The 14,854-nt window shown below is 65.0% G+C and carries 9 protein-coding genes; 8 read left to right on the forward strand and 1 reads right to left on the reverse strand.

The features are described from left to right. The first annotated feature begins 128 nt into the window (after window positions 1-128). The 8 genes from ACI2JO_RS06310 (at window position 129) to ACI2JO_RS06345 (ending at window position 12,258) form a co-directional block, all read left to right on the forward strand. Window positions 129-1,997: a P-loop NTPase fold protein gene (locus ACI2JO_RS06310; RefSeq protein WP_404719848.1), complete on the forward strand. Its 1,869-nt coding sequence runs from the start codon at window positions 129-131 to the stop codon at window positions 1,995-1,997. Between the two features lie 148 nt (window positions 1,998-2,145). Next, window positions 2,146-2,799: a Qat anti-phage system associated protein QatB gene (gene qatB / locus ACI2JO_RS06315; protein ID WP_404719849.1), complete on the forward strand. Its 654-nt coding sequence runs from the start codon at window positions 2,146-2,148 to the stop codon at window positions 2,797-2,799. After that, on the forward strand, window positions 2,796-4,082 hold the full coding sequence (qatC, locus tag ACI2JO_RS06320) for a Qat anti-phage system QueC-like protein QatC (protein ID WP_404719850.1): 1,287 nt from the start codon (window positions 2,796-2,798) through the stop codon (window positions 4,080-4,082). Before qatB ends, qatC begins: the two co-directional genes overlap by 4 nt. Continuing rightward, a complete protein-coding gene (gene qatD / locus ACI2JO_RS06325; RefSeq protein ID WP_404719851.1) occupies window positions 4,079-4,825 on the forward strand; it encodes a Qat anti-phage system TatD family nuclease QatD in 747 nt (248 codons plus the stop codon). The genes qatC and qatD overlap by 4 nt, the downstream gene beginning before the upstream one ends. Before the next feature lie 926 nt (window positions 4,826-5,751). Next, complete coding sequence (locus tag ACI2JO_RS06330) at window positions 5,752-7,887, forward strand: alkaline phosphatase family protein (RefSeq protein ID WP_404719852.1); 2,136 nt, start codon at window positions 5,752-5,754, stop codon at window positions 7,885-7,887. Further along, a complete protein-coding gene (locus ACI2JO_RS06335; RefSeq protein WP_404719853.1) occupies window positions 7,871-8,539 on the forward strand; it encodes a hypothetical protein in 669 nt (222 codons plus the stop codon). Before ACI2JO_RS06330 ends, ACI2JO_RS06335 begins: the two co-directional genes overlap by 17 nt. Window positions 8,540-8,881: 342 nt before the next feature. Further along, the gene (locus ACI2JO_RS06340; RefSeq protein WP_404719854.1) at window positions 8,882-11,137 is read left to right on the forward strand and encodes an alpha-N-acetylglucosaminidase TIM-barrel domain-containing protein; all 2,256 of its coding nucleotides are present in this window, start codon (window positions 8,882-8,884) and stop codon (window positions 11,135-11,137) included. Then, window positions 11,134-12,258: an acyltransferase family protein gene (locus tag ACI2JO_RS06345; protein ID WP_404719855.1), complete on the forward strand. Its 1,125-nt coding sequence runs from the start codon at window positions 11,134-11,136 to the stop codon at window positions 12,256-12,258. The genes ACI2JO_RS06340 and ACI2JO_RS06345 overlap by 4 nt, the downstream gene beginning before the upstream one ends. A gap of 69 nt (window positions 12,259-12,327) precedes the next feature. Here the strand turns inward: ACI2JO_RS06345 and ACI2JO_RS06350 are convergent, their stop codons facing one another. Continuing rightward, window positions 12,328-14,760, reverse strand: coding sequence for a TonB-dependent receptor (locus ACI2JO_RS06350; protein WP_404719856.1), 2,433 nt, complete (start codon window positions 14,758-14,760; stop codon window positions 12,328-12,330). Window positions 14,761-14,854: the final 94 nt, after the last annotated feature.

Raw genomic sequence — 14,854 nt, forward strand, 5'->3', positions numbered from 1 at the left:
GCATGGGCCGGTCCCCGCCTCCTCAGGACGGGCGAGCACCCCTTTTCAGGTCATCGAGCGGAGCGTTCGCGGGTTGTTCTCACCTGTCGACCCGAGTAGCTCGGCCACAAGTAGAATCGGAGTCTAACGTGTGGGCTGACAACGAGACCGCGCGAGATTTTCTCAACTTCTCCGGCGTTGCTGACACCGTCGCCGAGATCATCGTCCAGGCCCGCGGCCGGCCGATCTCAATCGGCGTCTCCGGCGCGTGGGGCATCGGTAAGTCGTCGCTGATCAAACTGACCCAGAGTTCCCTCGCGGCGCGGCCCGCCGAAGCCGACGGCAGAGAGTTCGTCTTCGTCGAGTTCAACGCCTGGCTCTATCAGGGCTACGACGACGCGCGCGCGGCCTTGATGGACGTGATCGCCGCCAAGCTACAGGCCGAAGCCGAAAAGCGGGAGACCGCGGTCGATAAGGTCGCGAGCATCGTCAGGCGGGTTCGTTGGTTGCGTGGCGCCAAAATCGTGGCGGGCGATGCCGCCGCGCTGGCGCTCGGCCTCCCGCCCGTTGGAATGCTCGGCGGCCTTTTCGGCCTGGGCAAGCGCGCGCTCGACGGCGTCGATGAGGGCGAGCTCGATGACGCTCAGAAGAAGGCGAAGGAGGCGGCGGAGGCCGCTGGTGGCCTGCTCGCGCCCAAGGCGGAGACGTCCCCGCCGAAGGAGATCCAGGCCTTGCGGGAGAGCTTCGAGGAGGCGCTCGAGGAACTCGGCGTCACGCTGGTCGTGCTCATCGACGATCTCGACCGCTGCCTACCGCCGACCACCATCTCGACGCTAGAGGCGATCCGCCTCTTCCTGTTCCTCAAGCACACCGCCTTCGTGATCGCGGCCGACAACGAGATGATCAAGCACGCGGTGCGCAAGCACTTCGAGGGCGTGAGCGACGATCTGCTCGTCACAAACTACTTCGACAAGCTGATTCAGGTGCCAATCCGCGTGCCCGCCTTGGGCACGCAGGAGGTGCGCGCCTACATGATGCTGCTGTTCGTCGAGAACAGCGACCTCCGCGACGAGGTGAAGGAGACGATCCGCGCCGGCGTTTGCCAGCAGCTCCGCCAGACTTGGCAGGGGAAGCGCGTCGACCGCGCCTTCGTCCAGTCGCTCCACGACGCGTTCCCCGACGAGCTAGTGGGTAAGCTCGACACGGCCGACCGGCTGGCCCCGCTCATGACGACTGCATCCGGGATCTTGGGCAACCCGCGACTGATCAAGCGCTTCCTGAACGCGCTTGCGATCCGCATGACGATCTCGAAGGCGCAGGGCGTGGGCGTCGACGAAGCTGTTTTGGCCAAGCTTCTGCTGTTTGAACGGCTTGGTGATCCAAAGGCATACGCCGAGCTTATAGCGGCCGCGAGCGCCAACGACAGCGGCAAGCCGGCGTTCTTGGCCGAGTGGGAGGCTAAGGCGGTGGCCGGGGCGGAGCTGAAGCTCCAGGCGCCGTGGGATGACCCCTTCGTCACAGAGTGGCTGACGTTGCCGCCGGCGCTCGCCGACGTCGACCTGCGCGGCGCGCTCTACGTCAGCCGCGAGCACGCGCCGCTCGTCACCCCCGAGGACCGCCTCTCCTCCGAAGCCGCCGACCTGCTCTCGGCGCTGCTCGAGCACCCCGACATGGCCGCCGCGCTTGGCGATCGACTGGCGAAGGTCGCCCGGGCGGAGACAACGGTGATGATGGACCGGCTGCTCGACCGCGCTCGGCAAGAACAAGCCTGGGGCGTTCCGCCGATACTGGAGGCATGTCTCGCGATCGCCGAGGCGGACCCTGCGCAGGGCGCGCGGCTTGCGGCCTTCCTGCGCGAACGGCCGCCGGCCCAGATCGAGCCCAATATCGTGCCGAAGATCGGCGATCGCCCGTGGGCGGCTGGCGTGTTTCAGGCCTGGGAGCGCGGCGAGGTCAGCCGGCCGGTGAAGGCGGCTATCAAAAAGCGGAGGGAAAGTGGGAACGTCGCAGTCCAGTAAGGGCCCCGGCTCGGGCGTCTCCATGGTCCCGTCGTGGGTGGATGACCCGCCGCCTGAAGCGCCAGTGGGCGATGAGCCGGCTCGGGATGACGTTCCGCCTGCGGCTCCGCCGCCGGCGCCGATCGCGCCCGAGCGACGCTGGATTGGCGTGACCCGCAGCCTTGGCGATTACGCGGGCAGCGGCGACACTGGCGCGATGCGGCGGGGCTTTGGCCATTACGCCCGCAGCGGCTACGGAGGATCGCGCATGGCCGCGCGGCGGATGGGCGGGACCGCCTCGACCGCCGGTGCGCTCGGCGGAGCCCTGGCCGGATTGGCGGCGGGCCAGCCGGCGGCCCCCGGCAGCTCGCTCGATCCGGCGCTCCTCGCCGGTCGCTCGGCCGACGAGATCATGGACGCGGTCGTCGAAGCCGTTCGTCCGGTCGACGGGACGCAGGACGCTGAGGCGTCGCGCGCGGCGATCCGTGACGCCCTTTCCGAGCTCCTCACCCGCTTCCCGGACGCCGACCTCCTGAACCTCACCCCCGAGCAGCGCGAGTTCGCCATCGAGCGGTTCACCGCCCATGACGTGTTCCGCCGGTTCGATCTCGATGTCGGCCAGACAATCCGCGAAAAGGCGCCGAGCGCGACGACCGCGCTGTCCCGCTTGAAGCAGGCGCGGGACTACGTGAAGGAGACCGTGTCCGCCGCCTTCCGCAAGCTGCGCGAAGCCGGGCGCACCCTGACCGCCGGGCGCATCAGCGAGGTGGTGAGGGAAGCGTTGCGCGAAACCTTCGAGGTCTTCGAGGGGTACGCAGAATGAGGTTGGTCTGCGCGCCCGAGGATTACCCGTTCGTCGAGGACGGGGCGTTGAACGTGGTGCTGTACGGGCAGCCGGGCGCCGCCGAGGAAGGCCGGTCGCCTCGCGGCAGCGCCGGCCAAGCCGCAAAGGCCGACTTCTTGCGGGCACGCTTGGAAGGCGCGCCGAAAGCTTGGGACTTTCTCTCGCTCGCTCTGGCCGTGGTCACGGCCGACCTGGCCGGTTGGCGATCGGAGAGCGCCGACGGATGGACGCGCGAGTTTGACCTGACCGTCGCGGTCGCTGATCCCGACTTCTGGAACACGCAGGCGTCGGCGCTTGAAGCTGTCCTGAAGTTCCTCTCCACCGATCGCTGGCGCCTGACCTTCGTCGGCGGCGGCGTACTGCCCGCACCTCCTCGCGAGCCGGTGCGTCCGGCCGAAGACTGCGTAGTGCTCCTGTCCGGTGGTCTCGACAGCCTTATCGGCGCGATCGACTTGGCCAAAGCCGGCCGGAAGCCGCTCGCGGTCAGCAACATCGTCCGCGGTGACGGGGCCAATCAAGCCGCATTCGCCGCCGCGATCGGCGGAGGGCTCCGGCACCTTGCCCTTAATCACAACGCGACGCCGCCATGGAAGAAGGAGGACTCGCAGCGCGCCCGGTCCCTGATCTTCATCGCCTTCGGCGTGCTCGCGGCCACGTCGCTCGCCGCCTACCACAATGGCGACGAAGTGTCGTTTTACGTGTGCGAGAACGGCTTCATCGCGATCAACCCGCCGCTGACCGGCGCGCGACTTGGCAGCCTCAGCACTCGCACTGCGCATCCCGAGGTTCTGAACCGTCTGCGCGACGTCCTTGCGGCGGCGAACCTGAGGGTGCGGATCGCCAACCCCTACGAGCACATGACGAAGGGCGAGATGATGCGAGAGTGCGCCGACCAGCCGCGCCTCAAGGCACACGCCGTCGCGTCGGTGAGCTGCGGCCGATATCGTGTCTTTAACTACAAGCATTGTGGTCGCTGCGTACCGTGCCAGGTGAGGCGCGCCGCCTTCCTCGCCTGGGGCGAGGCGGACACGACCTTCTACAAATTCTCCAAGCTGGGAAAGAACGACACCGATCACGCCAACTTCGACGACGTTCGCTCGGTCGTTATGGCGAACGCCGAGGTAGCGGCCGACGGATTGGACGCCTGGTTGGGGCCGGCCTTGGCCTACCCGAGGATGGGTGATCCGGCGCCGCTGCGGAACCTGATCGAGCGAGGGTTGAAGGAACTGCGAGCGCTGCATCAGCAACACGGCGTCAAGTGATCGATTTCCACTGCCACCTCGATCTTTACCCGGACCCGCACGGCGTCGCGCGCGCTTGTGCGGAGAGCGGACTCTACGTTCTCTCCGTCACGACCACGCCCTCCGCATGGTCGGGCACGGCGGCATTGGCGCAAGGTGCGCCGCGCATCCGGACTGCCCTCGGCCTGCACCCTCAGATCGCCCATCAGCGAAAGGGTGAGGTGCAGCTCTTTGAGCGGCTGATCGGCGAAACCCGCTACGTCGGGGAAATCGGGCTCGATGGTGCCCCCGAGTTCAAGCGGCATTGGGAAGACCAAACGTTCGTCTTCGGGCGCGTCCTCGACATCTGCAGCGCCGCCGGCGGCCGGGTCCTTTCGTTGCACAGCCGCCGAGCAGCCACCCCTGTGCTCGACGCGATCGAAGCCAGGCCCGGCGTCGGCACGCCGATCCTGCACTGGTTCTCGGGCACGCACCGCGAGCTCGCGCGCGCGGTCGATCTTGGCTGCTGGTTCAGCGTAGGACCGGCCATGCTGCGAAGCGACAAAGGCCGGGAGCTGGCGAAGCGCATGCCTCGCGATCGACTGCTGACCGAGAGTGATGGACCATTCGCTCAGGTAGCAGGCCGCGCCATGTGGCCGTGGGAAGGCGCAGGTGCTCTCACCGAACTCAGCGGCATTTGGGGCGAGCCTACAACCGACGTGGAGCGGCGGCTCGAAGGTAATTTAGCCCGGCTCGGCAGAGAGGCTGGCGCGAACGGCGTCTAAGAGGTGCCGGTTACAAGGTGGGCGGCCCTCACATGCGAGGTGTGACAGTTCTGAAATGCGCCCGATTGCTACCGACTTTGATCTAGCTAAATCGCATTCGCAGCACCGAAAAGTAAGCTCAGGCAGCGGGTAGCAGTACGACGAGCGGCCGATACCGGCACCTAGCTGCCGTCCGAAAGTGATTAAACGAGCGGCGAGAGTTCATTCCGCGTTCGGGAGCGACCGGGCCGTTTCCCTCATGATCAGCCATCCACAGTCGTTCAAGAGCTGCCTGAACGAAGGTCTTCTAAGTGACGCGCAGCTACCGGAAGCTGCCGGTCCGCTAACCACCATCGACGGGCATTCGAGGCCCTGCTCCGCCACCTGAACGAACGTCCACTTTCTCGCGATCGCCGCCCGAGAGCGGTCATTCCGCTAACCACCACGCAGACCTAAATCCGCCAAGCGAGTCCCGCACGCTGCGGGCGTCGGGATTGTGCATTGAACTGTGCACCAACCTGTAGCACAAGGCTGATCGGACGAACCAAGAACCGCGGATTTCCGTGGCTTTCGGCGCCGTAAGAAATTGGATCGGAATCCCTTCACCCGCTCCATCAAATCGCTGCCCCTCACTCGGACGCGAGCAAGCGTTCGCGAGAGTTCGCGTGCGGATAGCATCAATGCCCTCTGACAATCTGCGTGCCCCCGATCGTTAATCCGGGAGGTCGATATCCCCTTGATCGATCAACGCATCGATAATGGGCATAGAAAGTCAGCAACCTGGAGCCTGTAAAGCAATTACCGCGCCTCCATAGCAGACCGATAAGTGCAAGATCGTCTTCATCTTGCCTTCATTGATTTTAGTTCAGCAAGGCACACTATTTCATAACAGAGTCACCAACCCGAATTAGCGCACATCCCACTTGGTTATTTAAGGGGGCGAACCGATGAAGCGCGCGGGTTTGTTGGCAACGACGATGATGCTGTCGATGACGGCGATGCTGTCGGCTTGCCATGACGGCGGCGGCCGCGCTCAAGTGGCCACCAGCCCGACGCCCACGCCAACTTCTGCGCCCACCCCGCTCGCCGCGACGCGCACGATCGTGTTCGTGTGGGACGGCCTGCGGCCTGATGACGTCAACGCCACCGACACCCCCAACCTGTACAAGCTGCAACAGGACGGCGTGCAGTTCGCCGACAATCATTCTACTTATCCGACGTTTACGATGATGAACGGCGCCAGCTTCGCGACCGGGTCATTCCCGGCAACGACCGGCTTCTACGGCAACACCTTCTGGACCCCGCCGCAGGGCAGCGGCAACACGGTCCCGGCGGGCAACGGCGGATCGGGCGGAGCCGCGGATTATATCGATCCGGTCTTTACCGAGGATTATGCGATCCTCGATACGCTCAACGCCTATTATGGTAATCAATTGCTGCTGGTGAAGAGTCTGTTCGCCACCGCGCAGGCGGCGGGGCTGACCACCGCAACGATCGGCAAATCCGGACCAGCCTATATCCAGGATCTGGGTCAGGCCAGCTACTTCGTCGACGAGAATACCGTGCGGCCGCGCAGCCTCGTCACGGAATTGCAGGCGGCCAATATCGCGGTGCCCACCAATACGATCAAAACCTATGACGACGTTAAGCTCGCCGCGGCTAACGGCAATCCGACTGGCCGAGCGAGTTATGCAACGTTCAACACTACCGCCTTCGACCCCGACGGCAAGTTGACCGTCACGGCGCGGGATTCGTCGAATAGCAGCGGTGCGCCGGAAGATGCCGCCAACAAATACATGATGTCGGTTTTCACCAGCTACATATTGCCCAAAAAAAATCCGATGCTGTCGCTCATCTGGTTTCGCACGCCCGACAACGTCGAACATGGCTACGGGCCGGGCACCGCCAATGTGAAGGCGGGGCTGCGCTCGCAGGATGCGCGGCTTGGCGAACTGCTCGCCGCGCTGAAGGCGCAAGGGCTGGATCAATCGACCAACGTGATCATCGTCTCCGATCATGGCCATTCCAGCGTGTCGGGGCCGACCAGCCTCTATCCGCTGCGCGCGATCAACCCTGCCGGCAGCGGTACGCCCGCAACGTTGGGCGCTATCAGTGAGAGCGGCTACTCCTTCTCGGGCGACGTGCGCACTGCGGACCTGCTGACCTTCCGCGGCATACCGGCATTCGACGGAAACGGCTGCACCACCAGCGCGATGTACGGCCTGCGTAGCGACGGCACACCAACGGTGCCGCTCCGCAGCGACGCCGCGGGCGTGTTATGCGGAACGACGAACGCCCAATATCAGGCTGTCAGCGCGACGCTGACAAAACCGGTCGCCAGCTTCAAGGTGCCCGCGCCCGGCGCCTTGCCGTCGAACGGCGTGGTCGTCGCGGCTAACGGCGGGTCCGATTATTTGTACGTGCCCAGTCATGACAAGGCGCTGATCCAGCAGATCATCACCATCCTGCAGCGGCGTGAGGAGTATGGCGCGATCTTCGTGGACAGCCGCTACGGCAGCATTCCTGGCACCTTCATGATGAAGGACGCCAACCTCGAAAACAGCGCGCGCAGCGGCAAGGGGCAGCCGGACATCGTCGTGTCGTTCAACTGGGACGAAAACACCGTCGTTCAGGGCAAGCCTGGCATCGAATTCGAGAGCACGGGCGGACAGCGCGGCATGCACGGCAGCTTCGGCATCACCGACGTCCACAATACGCTGATCGCGGCCGGGCCAAGCTTCCGCAAGAGCTATGTGGTCAGCGGACCTAGCGGCAACGTCGATGTTGCGCCGACGATCGCGTGGCTGCTCGGCCTGTCGATGCCGCAAGCCGACGGGCGCGTGCTGAACGAGGCGCTGCTCAGCCCGCGCAGCACCTCGGCGGCGACGATCGCGCCGCACGTCCTCACCCCCGCCAGCACCGCGACGGGCTTGGCGTTCGAAACGCCGCTCGATCCGACCGGCGCGACAAAGGACAACAAGCTCACCGGAGGCAGCTATTCGATCCAGCTGGCGGTCAAGGATGTGACGATCGACGGCAAGACCTATCGCTATTTCGATTATGCTCGTGCGATCCGCCAGTAAGCGGCGCGGGATCGTCGCGGCGGCGGTGGCGGCGGTGGTGGGTTCGCCCGCCACCGGCGACATCGTGCTTCGCTACGATCAGGCCTTTGCCACCGCTGCCGCTCCAACCCACTTTCATGCGCGGATCGCGTATCGCGGGCGCGACGGCGTTCACCGTATGGAATTGTGGCGGAACGGCGCGATACGGCTGCGGCGCGACACCGATGCGCGGCTGGTCACGATCGCGAGACGCCAGAGCCCACGCAGCCCCGAATTTCGGCTGGACCTTCTCGATCGACGCCGGCTCCTCCACACCATCATCGACCGGAACAGTCTGTACCAAGTCGGCCACTTCGCTGACTGGGAAGATCTCGCGCTCGCCATGCGCCGCCCGGCCGGTCGCTACCGATTGACGGCGCTTGCGCTCCCCCCCACGTCGACCGCTCGGCCAGCTGCACCGTGCCGCTGGTTCGGGCTTCAGGAGGAGGGACGGCGAACGCAAATCTGCTGGAGCCGCGAGCAGGCGTTTCCGATGCTGATGCTGGATGGCAACGGCCAGGAAATCTGGCGCGTCGCCACCTTTGACCAGCATAAGCCAGCGGCATCGCTGTTCCGCCCCGATGACAAGGGATATATTGTCAACAACGCGGCCCGCGACATTACGGGCGACTGACCGCCGCCCCCGCACTACAGCCGGGCCCGACGAAACCCGCCAAGCTCCTTGATCTGGGCTCGCGCCCTTGTGTCACGCGCTTCGGTTCGGCATCGTGCCGGATCGGGTCCGCGTGTGCATGTCACCGCTTCGTACTTTCGTCTCGCCGCTGATTGACGTCCGCGACCCCCCGTGCGAGCAATAATACCACAACATTACAAATTGCTCTTCCAGCAAGACCAATTCGTGCCGTGACGAGGGTCATCCGACAATAATTCCGTCGGAGCGGCAGCCGTCCATCGACAGGGAGGAAGTGACATGGGGCTTCTCGATTCAAGACGCTGTGCAGCGCGCGCCGCAACGATGCGCCGGGCCCCCGCGATGCTTGCCTTGGCGCTCGCGACGCCGGCAGCGGCACAAACCGCTGCCGATGCACGCGCGGTGCTCACCAGGCTCGGCATCCCGCCTTCGAAAGTGACGGTCACGCTCGTAGCTGCCACCGCCCCGCGATATCGGGTTCAAATCGCCCGCGATCGTGTCACCGTGACGGCTTCTTCACCCGTTGCGGCGGTACGCGGCGTCACCGCGGCGCTCACCCGGCAAGGCCGCTTTCACGCCTCATGGGAAGGCGACCGTCTCGGCACGCTTACCGGACTGTCACCGCAGGACAGCGGGTGGGTCGCATCGCCGTTCGGCTTCCGCGCGTATCTGAACACCTGCACCTACGGTTACACGACGCCATGGTGGAATTGGGCGCGCTGGGAACGCGAAATAGACCTGATGGCGATGCACGGCGTCGACATGCCGCTCGCCATGGAGGGTCAGGAGTATATCTGGCGCGCCTTGTGGCGCGAACAGGGGCTGAGCGGTGCGCAAGTCGACCAGCTTTTTGCGGGTGCGCCGTTCCTGCCTTGGGAGCGGATGGGCAATATGGCCGGCTATCGCGCGCCGCTGTCACCCAATTGGATCGAAAAGAAGCGCGTGCTGCAAAAGCAGATCCTCGCGCGGATGCGGGCTTTGGGGATGACGCCGATCCTGCCCGCTTTTGCCGGTTACGTCCCGGAGGCATTCGCGAAAGCGCATCCCGAGGCGCGCATCTATCGAATGCGCGAGTGGGAAGGATTTCCCGGCACCTATTGGCTCGACCCGTCCGACCCATTGTTCGCGAAGCTCGCAGCGCGGTTCCTGAAGCTCTACACCGCCGAATATGGCGCGGGCCGCCATTATCTGGCCGACGCGTTCAACGAGATGGTGCCGCCGATCGCCGACGACGGCAGCGACACCGCCCACGCCAGCTATGGCGACAGCACGGCCAATACGCCCGTGGCCCGCGCCGCCGCCCTGCCTCCGGCAGTGCGTGACGCGCGGCTGGCCGCTTACGGCAAGCGCCTCTATGCCTCGATCGCTGAAGCTCAGCCAGGCGCGACGTGGGTGATGCAGGGATGGCTGTTCGGGTCGGATAAGGAGTTCTGGACGCGCGACGCGATTGCCGCCTTCCTGCGCGACGTTCCCGACCAGCGGATGTTGATCCTCGACATCGGCAACGATCGCTATCCGGGTATCTGGAAGCAGACCGACGGCTTCGACGGCAAGGACTGGATCTACGGCTACGTCCACAATTACGGCGGCAGCAATCCGGTCTATGGCGCGCCCGATTTCTACCGGCGCGACATCGCCGCGCTGCTCGCCGATCCGAAGCGTGGGCAGGTGCGTGGATTCGGGATGTTCCCGGAGGGATTGCACAACAACAGCCTGGCTTATGACTATGCGTTCGACGCGGCCTGGCCAAGTGGCGACATGGCAATGCGCCCGTGGCTCGCGCAATACACCCGCGCGCGCTACGGAAGCAGCGATGCGGCATTGGTCGCGGCTTGGCAGGATGTGGTCGCGGGCGTCTATGACGTGCGGTACTGGACGCCACGATGGTGGAACCAGCGTGCGGGCGCCTATCTGTTCTTTAAACGCCCCGCCGCCGATGCTCTCACCTACCCCGCCAGTCCCGGCGACCGTATCAAGGCGCGCGCGGGGATCGCCGCCCTGCTGCACTTGGCGCCGCAGCATCGCGACAGCGCACTGTTTCGCTACGATCTGGTCGACCTCGTCCGGCATGAGGCGAGTTTCGCACTCGACGAGCATCTCAAGGCGGCGCTGGCGGCGTACCAGCGTGGCGACGTGCCCACCGGTGACCGCGAGACGGCGCAAAGCACCCGATTGGCGCTGGCGATCGATCGCTTGATCGGCGGACAACAGGAAACGCTCGCGAGCTGGATCGCCGATGCCCGCGCCTATGGCGACACGCCCGCCGAGAAGCGCCGCTTCGAGGAGGACGCCAAGGCGCAGGTCACGATCTGGGGCGGCGCCGGGCATCTCGGCGATTACGCATCCAAGGCATGGGCAGGACTCTACGCCGGTTATTACCTGCCGCGCTGGACGATGTATCTCGGCGAAGCACGCGTGGCGGCGCTCGCCGGGCAGCCGGTCAACGACGCGGCGTTTTTCAAGCGGCTGCGCGCGTGGGAGGATCGCTGGGTCGCGGACGGCCGCCCCTATCGCGCCTCCGCGCCCGTCGACACGATCGGCGCGGCGCGCGCGGTGATGGCGCAGGTGTCGCAGCCTTGACCACTCTTCCCCGCCCGGAGCGGTTTGCCTCGCTCGACATGTTTCGCGGCGCCACGATCTTCCTGATGATCGTCGTCAATACTGCGGGCGCGGGCCAACCGTTCACGCAACTGGTCCACGCGCCGTGGATCGGCTTCACGCTCGCCGATCTCGTCTATCCGTCGTTTCTGTTTGCGGTCGGGAACGCGATGAGCTTCGCGTTGACGCGGCCGATGTCGAACCACGTTTTCCTGCGTCGGATTTGCAAGCGCGCCGCGCTGATCTTCCTGCTCGGCTTCCTGATGTATTGGTTTCCGTTCGTTACGCATGCGGCGGATGGTAGCTGGGCGTGGAAGCCATTCGCCGAAACCCGCTTCACCGGCGTACTGCAGCGGATCGCGCTTTGCTATCTGTTCGCAGGCCTGCTCGCGCGATACCTGTCGCCGCGCTGGTTGATGGTCGCCGCCATCGCGTTGGCAGGCGCGCACTGCGCGATTCTCGTGGGGTTCAGCCCGGCCGACGAGGCGTTCGGGCGTTATCGCAATGCGGGCACGTTGCTGGATTTGTGGCTGATCGGCCCGGACCATCTCTACCGTAAGGATCACGGCTTCGATCCCGAAGGCCTGCTTGGCACCCTGCCCGCGACCGCCAACGTCATCGCCGGTTATCTTGCCGGTCTCGCCATCCAGCGCTGGGGCAAGCATGGCGCGACCGTAGCGCGGATGGCAACGATCGGAGCGGGCCTGGTCCTGGTCGCGCTACTGCTCGCGCCGGTGCTGCCGATTGCGAAAAAATTGTGGACCGGCTCGTTCGTGCTGCTGACGGTCGGGCTCGACATGATCCTGCTGGGCGCGGTGATCGGGGTCGTCGAGGTGAAGGGCCTGCGGTTCGGGCGCGATTTCCTGCAGATGCTCGGGCGCAATCCGCTCGCGATCTATCTGTTCTCTGAACTGCTCGTGGTGACGATGGAATTGATCCACGTCCGACCCGGCGTCGGCCTGTATCGCTGGATGGGCGAGACGTGGTTTCAGGCACTCGCGCCCGGTCCGATCGGATCATTGCTGTGTGCGCTCACCTACACGTTGCTGTGCTGCTGGTTCGGGCATGCGCTCGACCGCCGGGGCATCATCCTCAAGGTATGAAGGGCCAAACCGACGACGCCCGCCCCGGTCTAAACCGGGACGGGCGCCACGCGTAGGTCGGACGGTGGGTCAGAACTTGATCGCGCCTTCCAGCCCGATCGTGCGCGGCGGATTGAAGTTGGCGTAATCACCCAGCACGCCGCCGTAGTTAAGCGAGCCGTTGTTGTTCAGCGTCGGCGATGAGTTGGCATTCGACCGGCGATAGATGTGCGTCTCGTCGAACAGGTTGCGCACCCAGAGCGAGAGGGTCACCTTGGTGCCAGCATCGTTGAGCGGCAGGTCGGCAAGCGCCAGTCGTCCGTTGACGATGAAGCTGCTGTCGGTCTTCACCGGCTCGTTCTGGAAGCTGTACATAGCATCCGAGTAATTGCCGTCGATGTGGAGGCGTGCCTTCGCCTCGCCAATCGCGACGGGCAGCTCATAGTCCAGCGATGCCGACGCGGCGTTGCGCGGCGTGAAGACCACGAACACCTTGGTCAGCGCGTTGTTCTTGAACGGGTTCGCCGTCGCCGGCACGTCGGTGTAGGTGTAGGCATACGACCCGGTGAGCGTCAGCCCGTCGACCGGGTTGATGGTCACATCGGCTTCGAGGCCGCGGATCTTCGACTTGCCCGGCGCATTTCGCGTTTCCTCGGTATGGTTGCCGAAGGTCGGGCTGGCTGTATTCGTATCAACGTTGTCGAAGTCGATCTGCGTCCCGGTGCGATCCATAATGTAGCCGGCCAGGTTCAGACGGACATGCCGGTCGAGCAAATCCATTTTGGATCCGACCTCGTACGACTTCACCACTTCCGGCCCGAACGATGCGAACGTCTGCGAGCGGGAGTTCGCGCCGCCGGCGCGATAGCCGGTCGCGTATTTGGCGTAGAGGTGGATGGTATCGCTGGCGTCGACCGCCGCGGTGACCATCGGGTCGAAGCGGCTGTTGTCGAACGTGAACGGAAAGTTCGTCGTCTTGCCCGACACCAGGAACAGCGTACCCTCGCGCTTGTCCTTGGTGTAGCGGCCGCCGAGCGTCAGGTGGAAGGCGTCGAACGCGTCAGGCGTGAAGGTGGCCTGGGCGAATGCGGCATAGCTGTGCGCATTGGCGCGGCTGCCGCGTTGCAGGAAGCGCGAACCCGGCGCCCAGCCCTGGTTGCCGCTGGCGACCGTACCAGTAACGATCGGGCTGAGAATGGTGTAGGCAGTGCCGTCCGCATTCCACTGGTTGCTGGTCGGAGTCGCGGCCGTCTCCTCGGCCTTTTCGGTATAGTAATAAAGGCCGGCGGTGTAGTCGAGCTGCGGCACACTGCCGACCGCCTGGAATTCCTGGCTGAACTGGTGCTGATCCATCCACGACAGGCTGTAGCGGCTGAACTTGGCGTTCGGCAGGAACACGGTGCGGTGGCCGCCGCCCGAATTATCCCACTGATCGGTGGTGACGCCGCGCCATGCGGTGATCGACCGCAATTCCAGCGACGGCGCGACTTCCCACTTGATCGTCGACGACACGCCATGGGTCTGGTCGACGCTCAACTGCTGCGGCACACCGATGTCAGCACTGGTCATGCGGCGGCCGCCCGCCACGACCACCAGTGGCGAAAGCGGCGCAATCGCGTCCGCCGGCAGCTTGCCACCGTTGGCATTGATCTGCGCCAGCGTGGCAACATTGTACTTGTTGGGGTTGTAGTTCACCAGCTGGCTGTAGAACGGCGTGTTCTCATCCTTCGCCTGATCATAGGCGACAGTCACCGACAGACCCGGGGCCGGCTTCCAGAGCGCGGTCGCGCGGCCGCCGACGCGGTTGTAATAGTTCCAGCCGTAGCTGCCAGGCAGCGGGTTGCTGACCGTCGCGTCCTGGTGCTGGCTGACGCCATCAAACTTCAGCGAGATATTGGCGAATTCAGGCAGGTTCACGTGGAACTGGCCATTGTAGGCGCCAAAGTTGCCCAGGCCTGCCGTCAACGTGCCGTCGAACTTGCCCGTCGGGGCAGCCGTGACGACCGACAGCGCGCCGCCTTCGGTGTTACGACCGAACAGGGTGCCCTGCGGCCCGCGAAGCACCTCGATCCGCGCCACGTCGAACAAGGCGGCGTTCAGGCCCTGCGAGCGGCCGAGATAGACGCCATCGATGTAAACGCCGACACCGGTGTCGCGCGCGGTCTGGTTCTGGTCGAACGGCACGATGCCGCGGATACCGATGGTGAGCGCCGACTGGCGCGCCTCGAAGGTGGCCACGCGCAGCGAAGGGATCGCGCCATCGCCCAGGTCGAGCAGGCTCTGGACGTGACGGTCCTTGATAATGACGGGATCGATCACCGAAATGGCGATCGGCGTCTTCTGGAGGTTAGTCTCGCGGCGGGTGGCGGTGACAACCACCTCGGTCAGACCCTGCCCATCGGCGTTTTCAGTCGTCGGTTCGGCAGCCGGCGCGGCCGGAGTTTCGGCATTCGCTGCGAAGGGAAGCGCAAGTGCGGCAATTCCGGAGAGCAGGCGCAGGCGCGCCTGCGAAGCATTCGACATGATTGAGTATCCCCTTTCGGCCGTTCGGCCTGACGGGGCGCGTCTAATTCGATTCGGCTTCAAGATCGTGACGAAGCTATGACAAGCAAACCCG

It is taken from the genome of Sphingomonas sp. NPDC079357 (genome assembly GCF_044901155.1).
Taxonomy (GTDB): Bacteria; Pseudomonadota; Alphaproteobacteria; order Sphingomonadales; family Sphingomonadaceae; genus Sphingomonas.